We start from the raw sequence: 16169 nt of genomic DNA on the forward strand, positions 1-16169 counted from the left end.
GTCTGCAAAAATAGTTTTTACAGACATTCTTAGAAAAGCTAACTATATGTTACTTTGTAAATTTTAAAGGATATTTTACATTTTTAAATCCATCAATGCTCGCTTTCAAGGATCCTACGGCAAGCTCGGCCTTTAATAAAATAGGGATATGATTGGCATCATTGGAAACCCACATCGTAACTCCTTCTTTTTGTTTAAAAACCCTTCCGCTTTTTACAGACGGAATAATTTTCAGACAATTGATTTTCCCGAATTTTGTGTCGAGATTTTCCGTTCCTGTTACTTTTAGTTGGAAAGGAAACATTTCGTCATCAATCCAGACATTCATATTGATGATGGTTCCTACTTTTAATTCTGCCGGACTTTTACTTCTTAAAAAATAAAAACACGAAAGCATATCCTGAACGCCTTTTACTGATTTAATGATTTTCGATCCGTTGGCCGGAGTTTTTCTGTCGGTTAAAACTAAAGTATTATTATCATGATTAAAGGTCGTTTCCAAATGCTGTCTGTAGCTTCCTTCTCTTACATTTCTAATATAAAAACTTGGAAGTTCTGTATTCATATTAATATAGCTTTCGTACAGGTCTTCTACCTTAAAAAAGGCTTTTACAGCTCCCGTCGTTTGCCCCGTTCCCTTTACATGAAGATGAGGAACTCCTTTATAGATCGTCTTTTGAGCGGTAAGATTCGCAGTTCCGGCATTCAAAAATCCATAGTGAATTCTTAAGGTAATCGACTCTCCGTCTGCGATATTATCTATCTGCCCAAAACCTAAAAAGAATATAAATAGGGTTAAAAAATTAAAAATTTTCTTCATAACTCAAATTTTACAAAAACACTGCCAAATTTAAAATCGCTGAAATTTTCAGGATATTTGATAAATCTCAGTTTTTTATTTAGAATGAATTAAATATGCTTCGCACTAAAATTAGTAAATTTGCACTTGCAAGTATAATTAAATTATCTTTACAAATATGATAACGACCGATATATTGATCATAGGAGCCGGCCCGACTGGACTTTTTGCTGTATTTGAAGCAGGTTTATTAAAAATGAAGTGTCACATTATTGATGCACTTCCTCAACCGGGAGGACAATTGGCGGAGCTTTATCCTAAAAAGCCTATTTTCGATATTCCGGGATATCCGTCTGTAAATGCAGGGGAGCTGGTGGATAATTTGATGGAGCAGATCAAGCAGTTTCAGCCAGGATTCACTTTGGGAGAAACGGCTGTTTCTTATACTAAAGTAGATGATGAATGGTTTGAGGTGGTAACTAACAAAGGGACTGTTCACAGATGTAAAGCAATCGCTATTGCAGGTGGATTGGGAACTTTCGAGCCTAGAAAACCAACAATGGATAATGTCGCAGACTACGAAGAAAAAGGTCTTGAATATTTCGTAAAAGAACCTGAACATTTCAGAAATAAAAAAGTAGTGATTGCCGGTGGAGGTGATTCTGCGCTGGATTGGAGCGTTTTCTTATCAAACGTGGCAAGTGAAGTGACGTTAATTCACAGAAGAAACGAATTCCGTGGAGCGTTGGATTCTGTGGAAAAAGTTCAGGATTTAAAGAATCAAGGGAAAATTAAATTAATTACTCCTGCTGAAGTTACTGCGATTAAAGGTGACGGAAAAGTTGAGGCAATCACGGTTGCAGTTGACGGACAAGATCCTTACGATATTGAAACGGATTACTTTATTCCTTTATTCGGACTGACACCAAAATTAGGAGAAATCGGAAACTGGGGATTGAATATCGAGAAAAATGCAATTGTTGTAAACAATGCTTTGGATTATCAAACAAACATCGACGGAATCTATGCAATTGGTGATATTAATACTTATCCTGGAAAATTGAAATTGATTCTTTGTGGTTTCCATGAGGCAACTTTGATGTGCCAAAGTGTTTATAACAGACTAAATCCGGGAAAAAAATTCGTTTTGAAATATACAACAGTAAGTGGAGTAGACGGATTCGACGGAAGCAGAAAAGAAGCTGAGAAAGCAGTTGTGAAAAAAATTGACTAAATTTGTTGCAGTTGACGGTTATGAGTTGAAAGTTAAAACTTACTTTAACCATCAACTTCTAACAATAAAGAATCAACAAAAATGAGTGATATCAATATAAAAATCACCGATAGAGAAGGTGTAACCCACGATGTTGTAGCGCCTACGGATATGTCCATGAATTTGATGGAAATTATTCGTTCGTATGAATTGGCAGAAGAGGGAACGATCGGAGTTTGTGGAGGAATGGCGATGTGCGCTTCTTGTCAGGTTTACGTGGTACACGATCCGGGACTTGAGCCGATGGGTGATGAAGAAGATGCAATGCTTGCCGAAGCTTTCCATGTGAAAGAAAACAGCAGATTGGGTTGCCAACTGCATATGGCGATGGAAATGGAAGGTCTTGAAGTGGAAATTGCCCCTTACCCTTAGAACATTTTTAACTTAAAATATAAACTCCCGAAGATTTTTCTTCGGGAGTTTTTGGTTTATTTTGTTTCCTCTCATTATAATTTTAAATTTCATCCTTCGAAATCCATTTTCCAACTGTCGGAGCTTCATAATTTTTCATCATCTCTAATAATTCATTAACATCATCGCTCATCAACAACATATCTCTATTGATTTGCTTCAAAAATCCTTTATTAACCATTGTTTGAACCAACCTAATCAAGTCATCATAAAAGCCGTCAATATTCAAAATAGCGATTGGTTTTTTGTGAAGTCCGAGTTGTGCCCAGGTTATCATTTCGAAAAACTCTTCCAAAGTCCCATAACCTCCAGGAAGAACGATTACACCGTCGCAAAGGTCATTCATTTTAGTTTTTCTTTCGTGCATGGTTTCTACCAAAATCAATTCTGTTAATTGTTTATGAGCGATTTCTTTGGATTGTAAGAAGTGAGGAAGAACTCCGATTACTTTTCCGCCCGCATTTAATGCTCCGTCCGCGACTGCGCCCATCAAACCTGTAATTGCGCCGCCGTAAACGAGTTGAATATTTTGTTTAGCTAAGGTTTGTCCTAGCAAAGTTGCCTGTTCTTTATAGATGTCATCCGAACCAAAGCTTGATCCGCAGAATACTGTGATGCTCTTCATTATAAACTTGTTTGTGAATTTATTTTCTTTCCGTTATCGTATTCAGTTTCACATTTTATACCATTTTTATTGATGCAAAACCATTTTCCGTGTTTTTTATTGTTTCTGAATTCTTCGTAAGTATACAGAATATTGTTTTTATAAAAACTAAAACTTTTTTTCTTTTGATTTTCATCAAATTCTGTTTCCCAATACTGTAAGCCATTTGAGCTGTAACCAATCTGTTTTATTTTTTGCTTTGTTTCTGGATCAAAAATAAATTCATCACAAATAACCTGTCTGTCATAGATATTAAAATATCTTAGCATTTTTGTTCGGTTTCCGTTTTCATAGATTTCTTCCCATTTGATGTGATTCTTTTTCTTTTTATCCTGAAGTGTTCCTGTAAATTTTTTGTTATCTAATTTATGGTAAGCGATATAGTTTTCGAAATAAAGGTCATCAATAGTCACTTTTTCCTGACTATATCCCTTAATAAATGCCAAAAGTAGAATGAATACTATTTTGAATTTCATGTTTAAATATTAGTTTGATTAAAATTAAAAATATCCAAAATCAAAACGACTTTGGATATTCAATATAGCAATTTTACAATTTTATTTTTGAGGAATATTCGCTAAAATATCTTTTGTAAATGCCCAGAATTTCTGTGCTGAAGGAATATTCGCTTTTTCATCCGGAGAGTGAGCGCCACGAATGGTTGGTCCGAAACTTACCATTTCCATTTCCGGATAATTGGCTCCGATGATTCCGCATTCTAAACCTGCGTGACAAGCCACAACGTGAGGTTTCTCGTTGAATTTTTCAACATAGATTTTCTCCATCAACTGAACGATCTCAGAACCGGGTTTTGGCTTCCAGCCCGGATAAGAACCACTGAAAAAAGTATTCATTCCAGCTAATTCTGCTACAGATTTCAATTGTTCAGCCACAGAATCTTTTGATGATTCTACGGACGATCTTGAAAGGTTTAAAATTTTTAATTCTCCTTCTTTTAATTCAACTCTTGCCACATTGTTTGATGATTCTACCAAATCTTTTACATCCGGGCTCATCCTGTAAACTCCGTTGTGAAGGGACTTTAATGTCAGAATAATTTTCTTTGAATCTGCTTCAGAAATGGCTTTTTCAGAAGACGTTGTATTTTCAATATTAATTTGAAGATTGGGCTCTACACTTGCAAATTCTTCTAAAATTTCCTTTTTAAGCCCGTTGGTAATTTCCTCAATAAATTCCTGGGCATTTCTTACTGAGGCAATCGCAACACCTTCTCTTGGAATGGCATTTCTCAATCCGCCTCCGTCAATAGAGATCAACTGGATATTTTCTTTTTCCAATGCTTTGTAAAGCAGTCTTCCTAAAATAATGTTCGCATTTCCGAAACCTTTGTGAATATCCATTCCGGAGTGACCTCCCTGCAAACCTTTCACCTCAAATCTTACAGTTTGTCCGTTGGCAGCTTCGGTTTCGTAGCTTTGAGAGATCGTTACATCAATTCCTCCTGCGCAACCTATATCGATTTCGTCATCTTCCTCTGTATCAAGGTTTAATAGAATCTGTCCGGTTAATTGTCCTGGTTTTAAACCTAAAGCTCCGGTCATTCCTGTCTCTTCGTCAATGGTGAAAAGTGCTTCCAAATCAGGATGAGGAATATCTGAACTTTCTAAAATAGACATAATGGTTGCCACTCCTAAACCGTTATCAGCACCCAAAGTCGTTCCTTTTGCCTTTACCCAATCTCCGTCGATCTCCATTTTGATTCCTTCTGTGTCAAAATCAAAATTTACATCATTGTTTTTTTGGCAAACCATATCCAGATGCGATTGCAAAACCACAGATTTGCGGTTTTCCATTCCTGCAGTGGCAGGTTTTTTAATGATCACATTTCCTACTTCGTCAACAGTTGTTTCCAATCCTAAGTTTTCACCGAATTCCTTGATGAAGGCAATTACTTTTTCTTCTTTTTTTGATGGTCTTGGAACAGCATTCAATTTGGAAAAATTTTTCCAGATAATCTGCGGTTCTATATGAGATAGCTCCATGAAATTTATTTTTCTCAAAATTACGGATAAAAAAAATGCTCCCGAAATTCAGGAGCATTCTTTTTTATTTAATAAGTTAAACTGCAAAAGTAAATTTATCTTTTACAGTTCAATGAATTGAATTTTTAACAGCCACATTCACCATAGATTGGTATTGTAACGACTGTTCCATCTGGTTTTTCGATAGTCAGTGTTCCCTGAAATAATAAAGCTTCTTCGCCTTTTATTTTCTTGCCCTTTACAGAAATTTTATAATCATCACTTTCTATTTCTTTGCTCAGTTCTTCGTCTACTTCCATATCACTTGAAGAAAGAAGATTCATAGCCAGTCTTTTGCCGTCTAATTTCATATAAGCAGTTTTCCCGGCATCATCAGCATAAATATATTTTTCGTTTTCGAAGTCTGATTTACTTTTAGCAAAATAACATGAACATTCTTTAATTTCAGTAGGAAAAGGAAATTCTTCAATTAGGATTTTTCCTGAAGAAGTATTCGCAGTTGCAGAATCCTGAACTACTTTCGCAGAATCCGCAGATGTAGAATTTTGAACGGTCTGCTGATCTTTTTTACAGGCAACCAAAAGAATGGATGAAGCGAAGATGATTAAATATTTCATTGTGTATGGCTTTTGTTTTAGCCTCTTGCTCTTTCAAGAAGCGTCATCATTAATAAAGATAAAATTACTGAACTTTCTTCATCATCATTAATATCAATCAATCTATCCAGTTGAAATCTTCTTCCAAAGAATGAAGGCATTTTTTTCAGTTTGAAGTAAGCTTTTCCGTCAACTCCGGTTACCGTGTAGGTAGGATTTAAAAAATATCCTGTAAACATCCCGATAATAGGAAGTTCTCCAACAAAACCGTCTAAGAATCTAACCCATGCGCTGTCTTCCTGAATCTTAAATTTTGCCTGATCGTTAGCATCCAGAATATCATAGCTTGCTTTCCAGATAGAACGCATGCCTTTTCTTGCCAATCTTCCAAAGTTTTTGCCGGTAGCCACTTCATTTAAAGAATAAGAAGCATTAAAGTCGATCCATTGGTTGGCCTTGATTCTGAAGAGTTCCTTAGATTTACTTTCGTCATTGAAAACGATAACGTCTTCTTTTAATTTAAACATTTTCTGACGTACATAAGCTACATAACTGCCGTTTTTGTCCGTAATGTTGAAGTCGCTAGCAAAGGTTGTAATTTTAAATTTAAAATCCAGAGGATAATTTAAATTGTTAAGTGCCATTAGTATTATTTTTCAAGTTAATATTTAGTGCTCAAAGATAAGATTTTTTTAGACTTCGGAGTGGTAGGTGGTGAAGAATGAGTGTTATTTTTTTGGTAATGATAATTTATAGACAGCCTTAAAATTTTATTTTAAAAATGAATATTTGATTATTTATTCATTAAAAACTGAATACCTACAATCCTCTTCTTTTTTCAACTATTATCGTTATTTTTGTCTTATGGATTACCCAAGTAAAGTATTGGCAAAGGCGGTGGATGAAATTGCCGGTTTACCCGGAATTGGCAGGAAAACGGCCTTGCGTTTAGCATTACATTTATTAAAACAACCCAACTCCAGAGCTACAAGCCTTGGAAATTCTCTGATTAATCTTGTTAACGAAATAAAATACTGTAAAGACTGTCATAATTTCTCTGATTTTGATATCTGTGAAATCTGCAGCAATGAAAAGAGAAACGATGAGGTAATTTGCATTGTGGAGGATGTCCGCGATGTGATTGCCATAGAAAATACCGGAAAATATACCGGAAAATATCTGATTTTAGGCGGGAAAATCTCACCGATGGAAGGTGTAGGACCGAACCAACTCAATATTTCAAGCATCGAAAAGAAACTGAATGAAGGAAAAGTAAAAGAACTGATTTTTGCTTTAAGCGCAACGATGGAAGGCGATACTACGGCCTATTATATTTATAAGAAATTTAAAAGTTTTAACGTAAATTTTTCCAGCATTGCCAGAGGAATTTCCGTAGGAGACGAGCTGGAATATGCAGATGAAATTTCTTTGGGAAGATCGATTATGAATAGGTTGCCTTATAATGAAGGAAATTCTTAGATAAAGAGAAAAAGTGACACAAATATCCATGGACATTAAAAAAGTATCTTCGAATCCGGCTTTTTTAGATATTAAGAATTACAGTGTATTTTTTGTTTACCTGATTGTAAATTCTTTATTTGTTATAAAATACGGAGAAAATTACATCATTCCACTTTTGAGCGGTTACTTGGTAATGGTGTCAGGAATAAGTATTTTGTATATTAAAATAAACTTGAAAGATATCGTCTATAAGTTATTTTTTGTAGTTGGAGTCATTTTATTTTTTCTTTTTAGTATTTACCTTAATTATAATGTTGATGGTAATTCTCTGAATGTCGATCGTTGGTCCGCGATGGAAATTGGGATAAAGGCTATTTTCAACGGGCAATATCCATACAATATTCCGGATCACATGGGAAGAGAATCTTCTAATCTTCCGATGCTTATTGTGTTGGGAATGCCTTTTTATCTGCTTTTCGGAAGTGTAGGATATTTGCAGCCTTTCACTTTTCTATTTTTTACTTTTTTGATTTTTAAAATTTTCAGCTATTATAGACAAAGGTTGGCAGTACTAATTTTACTCTTTCTTTCTCCGAGCTATTTGTGGGAAGTGTATGTAAAAAGTGATCTGTTTTCTAATTTTATGATCATTACAGGATTTGTATATTTAATTTGGAGAAAGTTTTTAAAGATGAAAATAATGAAATTGGAAATTGTTTCATTTTTATCCGCTTTAGTTTTATTGACGCGCTTTTCATCTGTTATTCCTCTAACTATTTTACTAATTAAAAAGTTCTTTGAATTTTCAGGTAAAGAAAAACTAAGATTTATAGCTGTTTTTATTTTTACGATTTCTGCGTTGGGATATATTTTTTTTCATAATGCTCCTAATCTTGAGGTTTTCCTAGAACATAACCCTTTGATAATACAAGGGGCTAAACAGCCATTAATATTAAGTCTTTCGTACATCGGAATTGCCTGTATTTTGTCATTTAGAGTAAAATCATTTTACGATACAATTTTCTGGATAGGAATATTGCTTTTTATTTGTGTTTTTGTGCCATTCATTATGTTTTTCTTTGAATATGGTTACACGAATATGATTAAAAATTCTTTTTTTGATCTGAGCTTTTTTAATATGTGTATGCCATTTGTGATCATCACTGTGATTTTAGAAATGTTTAAAAACCATAATAAAGAAATTAAATGATCTCTGTAATTGTCCCCATGTATAATGCCGCAGAGTCTATCGTTTCAGCTTTAGATTCTGTAAAAAATCAAACTTTTCCGCAGGAAGAATTTGAAATTATCATTATTAATGACGGTTCCACAGACGAAAGTTCCATACTTGCAGAAAATTATATTCAGGAAAACCCGCAGATGGATATCATTTTACTGAATCAAAAAAACGGAGGAGTTTCCAGTGCCCGGAATACAGGATTAAGAATTGCAAAAGGCGACTATATTGCCTTATTAGATGCTGATGACGAATGGAATCCCACAAAAATAGAAAAACAGATATATTATTTTGAGAAGATGGGAACAGGGATGGATTTTCTGGCAACAGCAAGGAATAACAATAGAATCCTTTCTCCTTATCATATAAAAAACGGACTGGCACAAATTACTTTTAAAAAACTTTTAATAAGGAACGAAGCACAGCCCTCAACGGTAATGTTTAGACGGAAAGTGCTTGAAAATACAGGATATTTTGATGATAACCAAAGATATGCGGAAGATGTGAACTATTGGATGAAGATTTCGCTAAAGAACAAAATGTATATTTTAAGCGAAAGTCTTGTCATTATCGGAAAAGGAAAAAGAAGTTTCGGAGTTTCCGGATTATCGGCAAACCTTCCGGAAATGGCGAAAGGTTTTAAGAAGAATCTGAAGGAAATGTATCTGCTAAAAAAAATAAATCTTAGTCAATATATCTTATTTAGGCTTTTTTACAGGACAAAATATTTATTTTTGCTGTTCAGAACTTTTTATTTTAATTTAAATAAAACAAAAAAACAAACATCTCACAAATAGCAGCATGAAAATACTCATCACAGGAGGAGCCGGATTTATAGGAAGCAAGTTATCTTTAGAGCTTAGGAAGAAGGGGTATGAAGTTACGGTATTAGATAATCTTTCTTCTCAGATTCACGGAGAAAATCCTGAGGAAGATTCGCCTTTGTACAAAAGTATTTTAGGGAAAGTTAATTTCATTAAAGGAGATGTTGTTAATCTTGAAGATTGGGAAACTGCAATGGAAGGGCACGATGTAATTGTGCACTTCGCGGCCGAAACGGGAACCGGACAATCGATGTATCAGATCGAAAAATATACGGAAGTGAATGTTTCGGGAACAGCAAAAATGCTGGATCTCTTGGTAAATAAACCGCATCAGATAAAAAAAGTGATTATTGCTTCCTCGAGAGCCGTGTATGGTGAGGGGAAATATCTGCATCCTGAACTGGGATTGATTTATCCGAGACCCAGAAATATAGAAGAAATGCGCAATGGGATTTTCGAAATCATATATCCGGATGGGCAGATGCTCAGGGCACTTCCGACTGATGAAGAATCAAAAATACACCCGACTTCCATCTACGGAATTACAAAATATACCCAGGAACAGATGGTGATGACAGCCTGTTCTTCGATGGGATTGGCTCCGGTCGCAGTAAGGTTTCAGAATGTTTATGGGGAAGGACAATCTTTGCTGAATCCGTATACAGGAATTTTATCGATTTTTTCATCGCAGATATTGAATGGAAACGATATCAACGTTTTTGAAGACGGGAATGAATCCAGAGATTTTATTCATGTTGATGATGCGGTGGAGGCAACAATAAAATGTATTGAAAACGATGCGGCAAACGGAGAAATTTTCAATGTCGGAACGGGGGTCTCAACGTCGGTAACTACCGTTGCTGAAAACCTGAGGAAATTTTACGATATCGATTTTGAAATCAATGTTTCCGGGCAGTTTCGTTTGGGCGACATACGGCATAATTTTGCCGATATCAGCAAGATCAAATCGAAGCTGAATTTCCAGCCGAAAGTATCCTTTGAGGAGGGAATGTCGAAGTTTACCAATTGGGTGCTGCAGCAGAATATTCAGGATGTAAAATTCAAAGAATCTTTGGAGGAGATGAAAGTAAAAGGACTTTTAAAATGATCAATTTAAAAGACAAAAAAATACTTTTCTTATCCGTCAGTTTTTTTAAATATGAAAGAGCCATAGCAAAAAGATTGACTGAGCTAGGTGCTGAGGTTGATTTTTATGACGAAAGACCTTCCAACTCCAATATTTCCAAAGGAATTATCCGCTTTAATAAAAGGTTCTATCATTTAAAAATAAATCAATATTACAACCGGATTTTAAGTGAGATTCGCGGTAAGCAATACGATTTTTTCTTTTTAATAAAAGGGGAAGCCATCCCTACTTTTTTTCTTGAGAAAATAAAAGAAAACAATCCTGAAATGGAGATGATCTACTATAATTTTGATCCATTAACAGAGTATCCGAACTTAATTTCCCATCTTAAATATTTTGATAAAAAATTTACTTTCGAATATAATGATTCTGTGAAGTTTAACCTGAGTTTCAGACCATTGTTTTATCTGGAAGAGTATAAAAATTTAAACCAAAATAATCGTTCATCAGAATATGATGTTGTATTTATCGGAAGTGCACATACAGACCGCTATATTGTAGGAGAAAAAATCAGAGCGGCTGCAGACAGGCTTAATTTAAACTCTTACTTTTATTACTATGCGATGGGAAGAATCGCTTTTAGATTGAAAAAGCTCATCGATAAAAATTTAAAACAGTTTGATATTGACAAAGTAAGTTTTGATAAATTAAATCATCATCAGATCATTGATTTTTATAAAAAAACGAAATCTGTCTTAGATATTAATAAACCTTTTCAACATGGTTTAACGATCAGGACTTTTGAAGTTTTAGCATCAGGAAGAAAACTGATTACGACCAATGCTGATATTAAAAATTATCCTTTTTACTGTCCGAATAATATTTTGGTTGTCGACCGGGAAAATATCCAACTAGAGCCTGATTTTTTTAAGACAGATTTCAAAGAAATCGATAGGGAGGTGTTGCGTAAAATGTCTTTAGATTCTTTTATAGAATGTTTTTTTGATAGACATCAGGATGAGTACTGGAATTCGTTCAGAAAATAAAAAAAATTAATTTAAACAAAATAAAAAAGCAACTCCGTCGAGTTGCTTTTTGGTATGTAAAAATATTATTTGATTATTTAGCCGGTGCAGGAGTCTGAGCCGGAGTTGTTGTAGAAGCAGGCGCAGAAGTTTGCTTAGCCGGAGCTTCTTTTTGAGTCGGAACCTGGGCAGGAGCTGCTGCTGATGGTTTACCTGTGATAACAACGCTGATTAGGATAAGGACGATAATCGTTGCTCCTAAAGTCCATGTTGCTTTTTCCATAAAGTCATTGGTTCTCTGTACTCCAAACTGAGCAGAAGATGCACCTCCGAAAGTACTGGAAAGACCTCCGCCTTTTGGATTTTGAGCCATAACGATGATTACCAGTAAAATGCTGGCGATCATAATAAGAACCATCAATAGTATAAATATAGAATCCATTAATTTGATATCTTTTTGAATGGGCAAATTTAATCTTTTTTTGTGGAATGGCAAAGAAAGAATCCTCCAAATATCGATAAAAATAAAAAACGGCAACAATTGTTGCCGTTTTCATGATGATAAGACTTTGTTTTTATTTAAAATCAGAATCTTTAGCCTGGTTTACATCGATGGATTTTACATTCATCGTCATGTCCATTCCCATTTGGGATACGTTGATTGTATAGGGCATTTTTACTCCTGCTACATCTTTATAATTAGAGAACGTAGTAGGAATGGTAATTTCCTGCCCCTGAATTTTCTCTGTCTTCGTTTCTCCTGTTTTAAGGCCTGTTTTTACACTGTAGTAGTACGTAGTGTTACCGCCTTTTACAACATAAGAGTCTTCTCCTGCGATTTTTTCAATTCCTGCAACTTTATAATCAGAAGATTTAGCAAAACCAAGTTCTTCGAAAAGTTCGGGATGTTTCTGTTTTTCAGCAATCTGTTCTGCTGTTACAGGTGTCTTTTTTCCCATAGCTTCAGAATACCCTGTTTTTCCGTCGAATACCTGCTTGCTGAAAGTCTGCCCCATTGCAGTTACCAGAGTAAGTTCTTTTCCTCCTTGAGCTTTGGTCATTTTCAAATCAATATTCTGTCCCTGCATAGACATTGAAGCATTTACGGTGTAAGAAGAAATCTTATCAAGATTTGCTTTTCCTCCGATTGCATTGATGTATTTATCTGCAATTGAAGCTACTGTTACGGCAGCGTCAACTTTTTGTGCAGTGGGTTTTGCAACAGGATTGGCTTCTTTATCGAAATATTTTACAGGATAGCCTAATTTTTCCAATCCTTCAGAAATATCGGAAGCTTTACCAGCGATGAAAATTCTGCTTTGGTTGGGTAAAATAGTAGTTTTTACTGCATTTGAAACATCTGCTGCAGTTACTTTATCGATAGATTTTAGATAGTTTGTATAAAAATCAGCAGGTAAGTCCTGAACTTTTTGGTTTAATGCAAATCTTGCGATGGTTGCCGGTTGCTCCAAAGACATAATGAAAGACCCTTTCAGTTTTGCTTTTGCGTTTTCCAGTTCTTCCGGTTTTACAGTAGAAATAGCATTAAGTTCGTTCATAAATTCCTTAACAGCCTTGTCTGTTACCTCATTTCTTACGCTTGCACTGGCAGAAAACTGTGGAGAGTATTTGCTGGCACTCATGTTTGAATAGGCACCGTAAGTAAATCCATTTTTCTCACGAAGGTTCATGAAAAGTCTTGCTTCACCGCCGCCGCCAAGAATATAGTTGGCAATCGTTGCTGCAAAATAATTTGGATCCTTCATTTTTAAATTGTTAAGGTTGTTTAAAGAAACAACTGACTGTACTGCTGTAGGAACATCCACTACATTAATCTCAGTTTTAGCAACGTTAGAAGCCGGCTCCAATTGAGAAATAGGTGTATTTGCCTTTTTCCACCCACTGAAGGCTTTTTCAATTAATGGTTTTACTTTGTCAAATTTCACATCCCCAACAATTACCAGATAAGCATTGTCCGGAGCGTAATATTTTTTATACACGTTTTGTACATCTGCCAACTGAATTTTGTTGATAGATTCTACCGTTTCAAATTCTCCTCTTGACGTATTTTTTCCGTACATCAAAGCGTTGGAAACTTTTCCTGCGATAGCAGAAGCATTTTTTTCTTCAGACTTCAATCCCTCAACCGCTCTTTCTTTTGAGTCTTCAATTTCTTTTGCAGAGAATTTAGGGTTGATAATGGCATCAGCCATCAAACCCAATACCTCAGGGAAATATTTTGACAGTGAGTTTGCAGAAGCCCCACCTGTAGAGAAATTAAGGTTTGCACCAAGATAATCAACTTTTTTGTTGAAATCATCTTTGCTCATGTTTGTTGTTCCGTTTTCGAACTGTTCTGCCATGATTTCGCTTACACCAACTACTGCTCCTTCATAATATGGAGGTCTGTCCATAGAAAGGCTTGCGCTTACTCTTGGCAATTTGTTGTTTTCCACAACCATTACCGTAAGACCGTTGCTCAGTTGGAAAGTTTTTGGCTTAGCAATGTTGATTGCGGGAGTTGGCCCCGGTTTTGGCATTGCATTAAGATCTATTTTTTGTGCTGAAACCATTCCTGTGAAGAAAAACGCTGCAGCTATATATGTTAATTGCTTTTTCATTTGTAAAAATTTAATTTTTAATAATCATTTTTAACCCTAAAGTTTAGTTGATTACTTTTTTTCAGGTACGTAGTTAATGATTATTCTTTGGTTGGAATTAAGATACTTTTTAGCCGCATTTTGAAGATCCTGTCTTGTGATCGATCTGTAAATGTCGATTTCTTTATTGATCAAATTCGTATTACCCATCAATACGTGGTTGGTTGCCAATGAAGCAGCAATCCCCTGAATGCTCGAGTTCGAGTTTACAAATTGGTTCTCAAACTGGTTCTGAAGTTTCTGATAATCTTCCTCCGAAATTAAAGTGGTCTGAAGTTTTTTGATTTCAGCATCTATATCAGTCTGTAAAGTAGCTTTAGTTGTTTGCCCCATCGGGATCGCAAAGAATGCAAAAATTCCGTAATCCTCAAGACCTTGGTTGAAAGCCTGTACCTGAAGCGCTTTTTTCTCCTGATCCACCAATTTTTTATATAAAACTGAAGACTTTCCGCTGCTCAAATAAGAAGAAAGCATATCTAAGATGTAAGCATCTTTTTCTTTATTACCCGGCGTTCTGTATGCGAAAACGTAAGCAGGAAGCTGGATGTTAGGGTCTGTTGCCGTTACCTCTTTTTCCTGAGTGATAGGCGCATCTTTCGGAAAATCTTTTGGATAAAGAGTTCCTTTTGGAATTCCTCCGTAATAGGTTTCGATCCATTTTTTAGTCTGCTCAGGCTTGATATCACCTGCAACTACCAAAGTAGCGTTATTGGGAACGTAATATTTTTTATAGAATGCCTGGAATTCATCCAATTTCGCAGAATTCAAATCTTCCATAGAACCGATCGTTGGCCAGTTGTATGGGTGATTTGTAAACAAATTTTTTTGAATCGTTGTGAATAGATTTCCATAAGGTTGGTTATCCATTCTCAATCTCTTTTCTTCTTTTACAACCTCTCTTTGCGTATCAACACCGATCTGATTGATGACAGCGTGACGCATTCTTTCAGCTTCCATCCAAAGACCCAACTGCTCGTTGTTTGATGGAAAAGTTTCGTAGTAATACGTTCTGTCGTTTGTCGTGTTAGCGTTGTTTTGCCCTCCGTTTGAAGAAACTATTTTAAACCAGTCACCTCTTTTGATGTTTGGGGTTCCTTCAAATAAAAGATGCTCAAAGAAGTGAGCGAAACCTGTTCTTCCTTTTACTTCATCTTTTGCACCTACGTGGTACATTACCCCAGTTGTTACAACCGGTGCAGAATTGTCCTGATGAAGAATTACGTGAAGACCGTTTGGTAAGTCATACTCTTCGAATTTAATTTGTTGTGCATTCAGAGCTATTCCGAAGAAAGCCGCTGCAGCAACAGAAAGAAGTCGCTTTTTCATAAAGTAGAAATTGTTTTGTCAATTAGTGTCAAATTTACTTTAATTGTTACAATTCTGAAATGATTTTTTACCAAATTCCCACGTAAGATGGAATATCTGTAAATGAAAAATGTTTCCTCTGAAATGCTTACTTTTAAATAACAAACCCAATCTTTAAAAAAATGAATTCTAAAAAATTAAAAATTATTGTAATTGGCTCCAGCGGAACAATTGGGAAGGAAGTTGCTAATAATCTGGAGGAAAGCGGACACGAAGTCATCCGTGTTTCCAGAAGTTCAGGAGATTTTAATGCCGATATTCAGGATAAAAACAGCCTGGAAAAGTTGTTTGAATCTGTCGGAAGTTTTGATGCGGTTGCCAACGCAGCCGGCGATGTAAAATTCGATTCTTTGGAAAGTTTTACAGATGCAGATTTTGAATTTTCTTTCGGGAGTAAACTGATGGGGCAGATTAATATTGTCCGAACGGCATTGCCTTTCATCAATGATAATGGTTCTTTTACTTTAATTTCAGGAATTTTGACTGACGAACCGATTGCAGGAGGAATTCTTGCTTCTACAGTAAACAGTGCCATTGAAGGTTTTGTGAAGGCAAGTTCATATGAATTGCCAAGAAATATCAGAATCAATTGTATCAGTCCGACGGTCTTGGAGGAAGCAAAAAGTTATCATCCGTTTTTCCCCGGATTTATTCCTGTTGAAGCCTGGAAAGTCGCAAAAGCCTATGAGAAATCTATTGCAGGAGTTTTTAATGGACGAATTATTAAAGTTTGAAATGATATTTAATGGATGAAATAAAGCAAT

The 16169-nt window shown here is 35.4% G+C and carries 17 protein-coding genes; 8 read left to right on the forward strand and 9 right to left on the reverse strand.

The genetic code is table 11. From position 1 onward, the window contains the following. Positions 1-49: 49 nt before the first annotated feature. On the reverse strand, positions 50-820 hold the full coding sequence (locus BUA89_RS00175) for a DUF3108 domain-containing protein (protein ID WP_072952611.1): 771 nt from the start codon (positions 818-820) through the stop codon (positions 50-52). A 157-nt stretch (positions 821-977) separates the two neighbouring features. Between BUA89_RS00175 and BUA89_RS00180 the strand changes: the two genes are divergently transcribed. Together BUA89_RS00180 and BUA89_RS00185 are read left to right on the forward strand one after the other, a co-directional pair. Next, positions 978-2033 carry an NAD(P)/FAD-dependent oxidoreductase gene (locus BUA89_RS00180; RefSeq protein WP_072952612.1) on the forward strand — a complete coding sequence of 352 codons (1056 nt, stop codon included), beginning with the start codon at positions 978-980 and terminating at the stop codon, positions 2031-2033. Positions 2034-2114: 81 nt separating this feature from the next. Beyond that, on the forward strand, positions 2115-2444 hold the full coding sequence (locus BUA89_RS00185) for a 2Fe-2S iron-sulfur cluster-binding family protein (protein ID WP_072952613.1): 330 nt from the start codon (positions 2115-2117) through the stop codon (positions 2442-2444). A gap of 82 nt (positions 2445-2526) precedes the next feature. Here the strand turns inward: BUA89_RS00185 and BUA89_RS00190 are convergent, their stop codons facing one another. From BUA89_RS00190 to BUA89_RS00210, 5 genes are all read right to left on the reverse strand, one after another. Continuing rightward, positions 2527-3108 carry an LOG family protein gene (locus tag BUA89_RS00190; RefSeq protein WP_072952614.1) on the reverse strand — a complete coding sequence of 194 codons (582 nt, stop codon included), beginning with the start codon at positions 3106-3108 and terminating at the stop codon, positions 2527-2529. Continuing rightward, positions 3108-3623 carry a DUF2963 domain-containing protein gene (locus tag BUA89_RS00195; RefSeq protein WP_072952615.1) on the reverse strand — a complete coding sequence of 172 codons (516 nt, stop codon included), beginning with the start codon at positions 3621-3623 and terminating at the stop codon, positions 3108-3110. Before BUA89_RS00195 ends, BUA89_RS00190 begins: the two co-directional genes overlap by 1 nt. A gap of 81 nt (positions 3624-3704) precedes the next feature. Then, the gene (locus BUA89_RS00200; RefSeq protein ID WP_072952616.1) at positions 3705-5150 is read right to left on the reverse strand and encodes an aminoacyl-histidine dipeptidase; all 1446 of its coding nucleotides are present in this window, start codon (positions 5148-5150) and stop codon (positions 3705-3707) included. A 125-nt stretch (positions 5151-5275) separates the two neighbouring features. Continuing rightward, positions 5276-5767: a hypothetical protein gene (locus BUA89_RS00205; protein ID WP_072952617.1), complete on the reverse strand. Its 492-nt coding sequence runs from the start codon at positions 5765-5767 to the stop codon at positions 5276-5278. A 17-nt stretch (positions 5768-5784) separates the two neighbouring features. Then, entirely contained in the window at positions 5785-6390 is a 606-nt protein-coding gene (locus BUA89_RS00210) for an LURP-one-related family protein (protein WP_072952618.1), read from the reverse strand. Between the two features lie 220 nt (positions 6391-6610). Between BUA89_RS00210 and recR the strand changes: the two genes are divergently transcribed. Genes recR through BUA89_RS00235 form a run of 5 tightly spaced genes read left to right on the forward strand, consistent with a single transcriptional unit; the run spans position 6611 to position 11401 of the window. Further along, on the forward strand, positions 6611-7225 hold the full coding sequence (recR, locus tag BUA89_RS00215; protein WP_072952619.1) for a recombination mediator RecR: 615 nt from the start codon (positions 6611-6613) through the stop codon (positions 7223-7225). A gap of 28 nt (positions 7226-7253) precedes the next feature. After that, positions 7254-8417, forward strand: a complete 1164-nt coding sequence (locus BUA89_RS00220; RefSeq protein ID WP_072952620.1) for a hypothetical protein — start codon at positions 7254-7256, stop codon at positions 8415-8417. Further along, positions 8414-9241 carry a glycosyltransferase family 2 protein gene (locus BUA89_RS00225; RefSeq protein WP_072952621.1) on the forward strand — a complete coding sequence of 276 codons (828 nt, stop codon included), beginning with the start codon at positions 8414-8416 and terminating at the stop codon, positions 9239-9241. The genes BUA89_RS00220 and BUA89_RS00225 overlap by 4 nt, the downstream gene beginning before the upstream one ends. A gap of 4 nt (positions 9242-9245) precedes the next feature. After that, complete coding sequence (locus BUA89_RS00230; RefSeq protein WP_072952622.1) at positions 9246-10376, forward strand: NAD-dependent epimerase/dehydratase family protein; 1131 nt, start codon at positions 9246-9248, stop codon at positions 10374-10376. Continuing rightward, positions 10373-11401 carry a WaaS/CpsH family glycosyltransferase gene (locus tag BUA89_RS00235; protein WP_072952623.1) on the forward strand — a complete coding sequence of 343 codons (1029 nt, stop codon included), beginning with the start codon at positions 10373-10375 and terminating at the stop codon, positions 11399-11401. Before BUA89_RS00230 ends, BUA89_RS00235 begins: the two co-directional genes overlap by 4 nt. A 73-nt stretch (positions 11402-11474) precedes the next feature. Here BUA89_RS00235 and secG read toward each other — a convergent pair whose 3' ends face one another. From secG to BUA89_RS00250, 3 genes are all read right to left on the reverse strand, one after another. Next, on the reverse strand, positions 11475-11822 hold the full coding sequence (gene secG, locus BUA89_RS00240; RefSeq protein WP_072952624.1) for a preprotein translocase subunit SecG: 348 nt from the start codon (positions 11820-11822) through the stop codon (positions 11475-11477). Positions 11823-11955: 133 nt separating this feature from the next. After that, positions 11956-14001, reverse strand: a complete 2046-nt coding sequence (locus BUA89_RS00245; protein ID WP_072952625.1) for an insulinase family protein — start codon at positions 13999-14001, stop codon at positions 11956-11958. A gap of 51 nt (positions 14002-14052) precedes the next feature. Next, positions 14053-15366, reverse strand: coding sequence for a M16 family metallopeptidase (locus tag BUA89_RS00250; protein WP_072952626.1), 1314 nt, complete (start codon positions 15364-15366; stop codon positions 14053-14055). A 161-nt stretch (positions 15367-15527) separates the two neighbouring features. On the opposite strand from BUA89_RS00250, the gene BUA89_RS00255 reads away from it, so the two are divergent. After that, positions 15528-16139, forward strand: coding sequence for a short chain dehydrogenase (locus BUA89_RS00255; protein WP_072952627.1), 612 nt, complete (start codon positions 15528-15530; stop codon positions 16137-16139). Positions 16140-16169 lie beyond the last annotated feature (30 nt).

Origin of the sequence: Chryseobacterium arachidis (assembly GCF_900129245.1) — a bacterium.
GTDB classification, from domain to species: domain Bacteria; phylum Bacteroidota; class Bacteroidia; order Flavobacteriales; family Weeksellaceae; genus Chryseobacterium; species Chryseobacterium arachidis.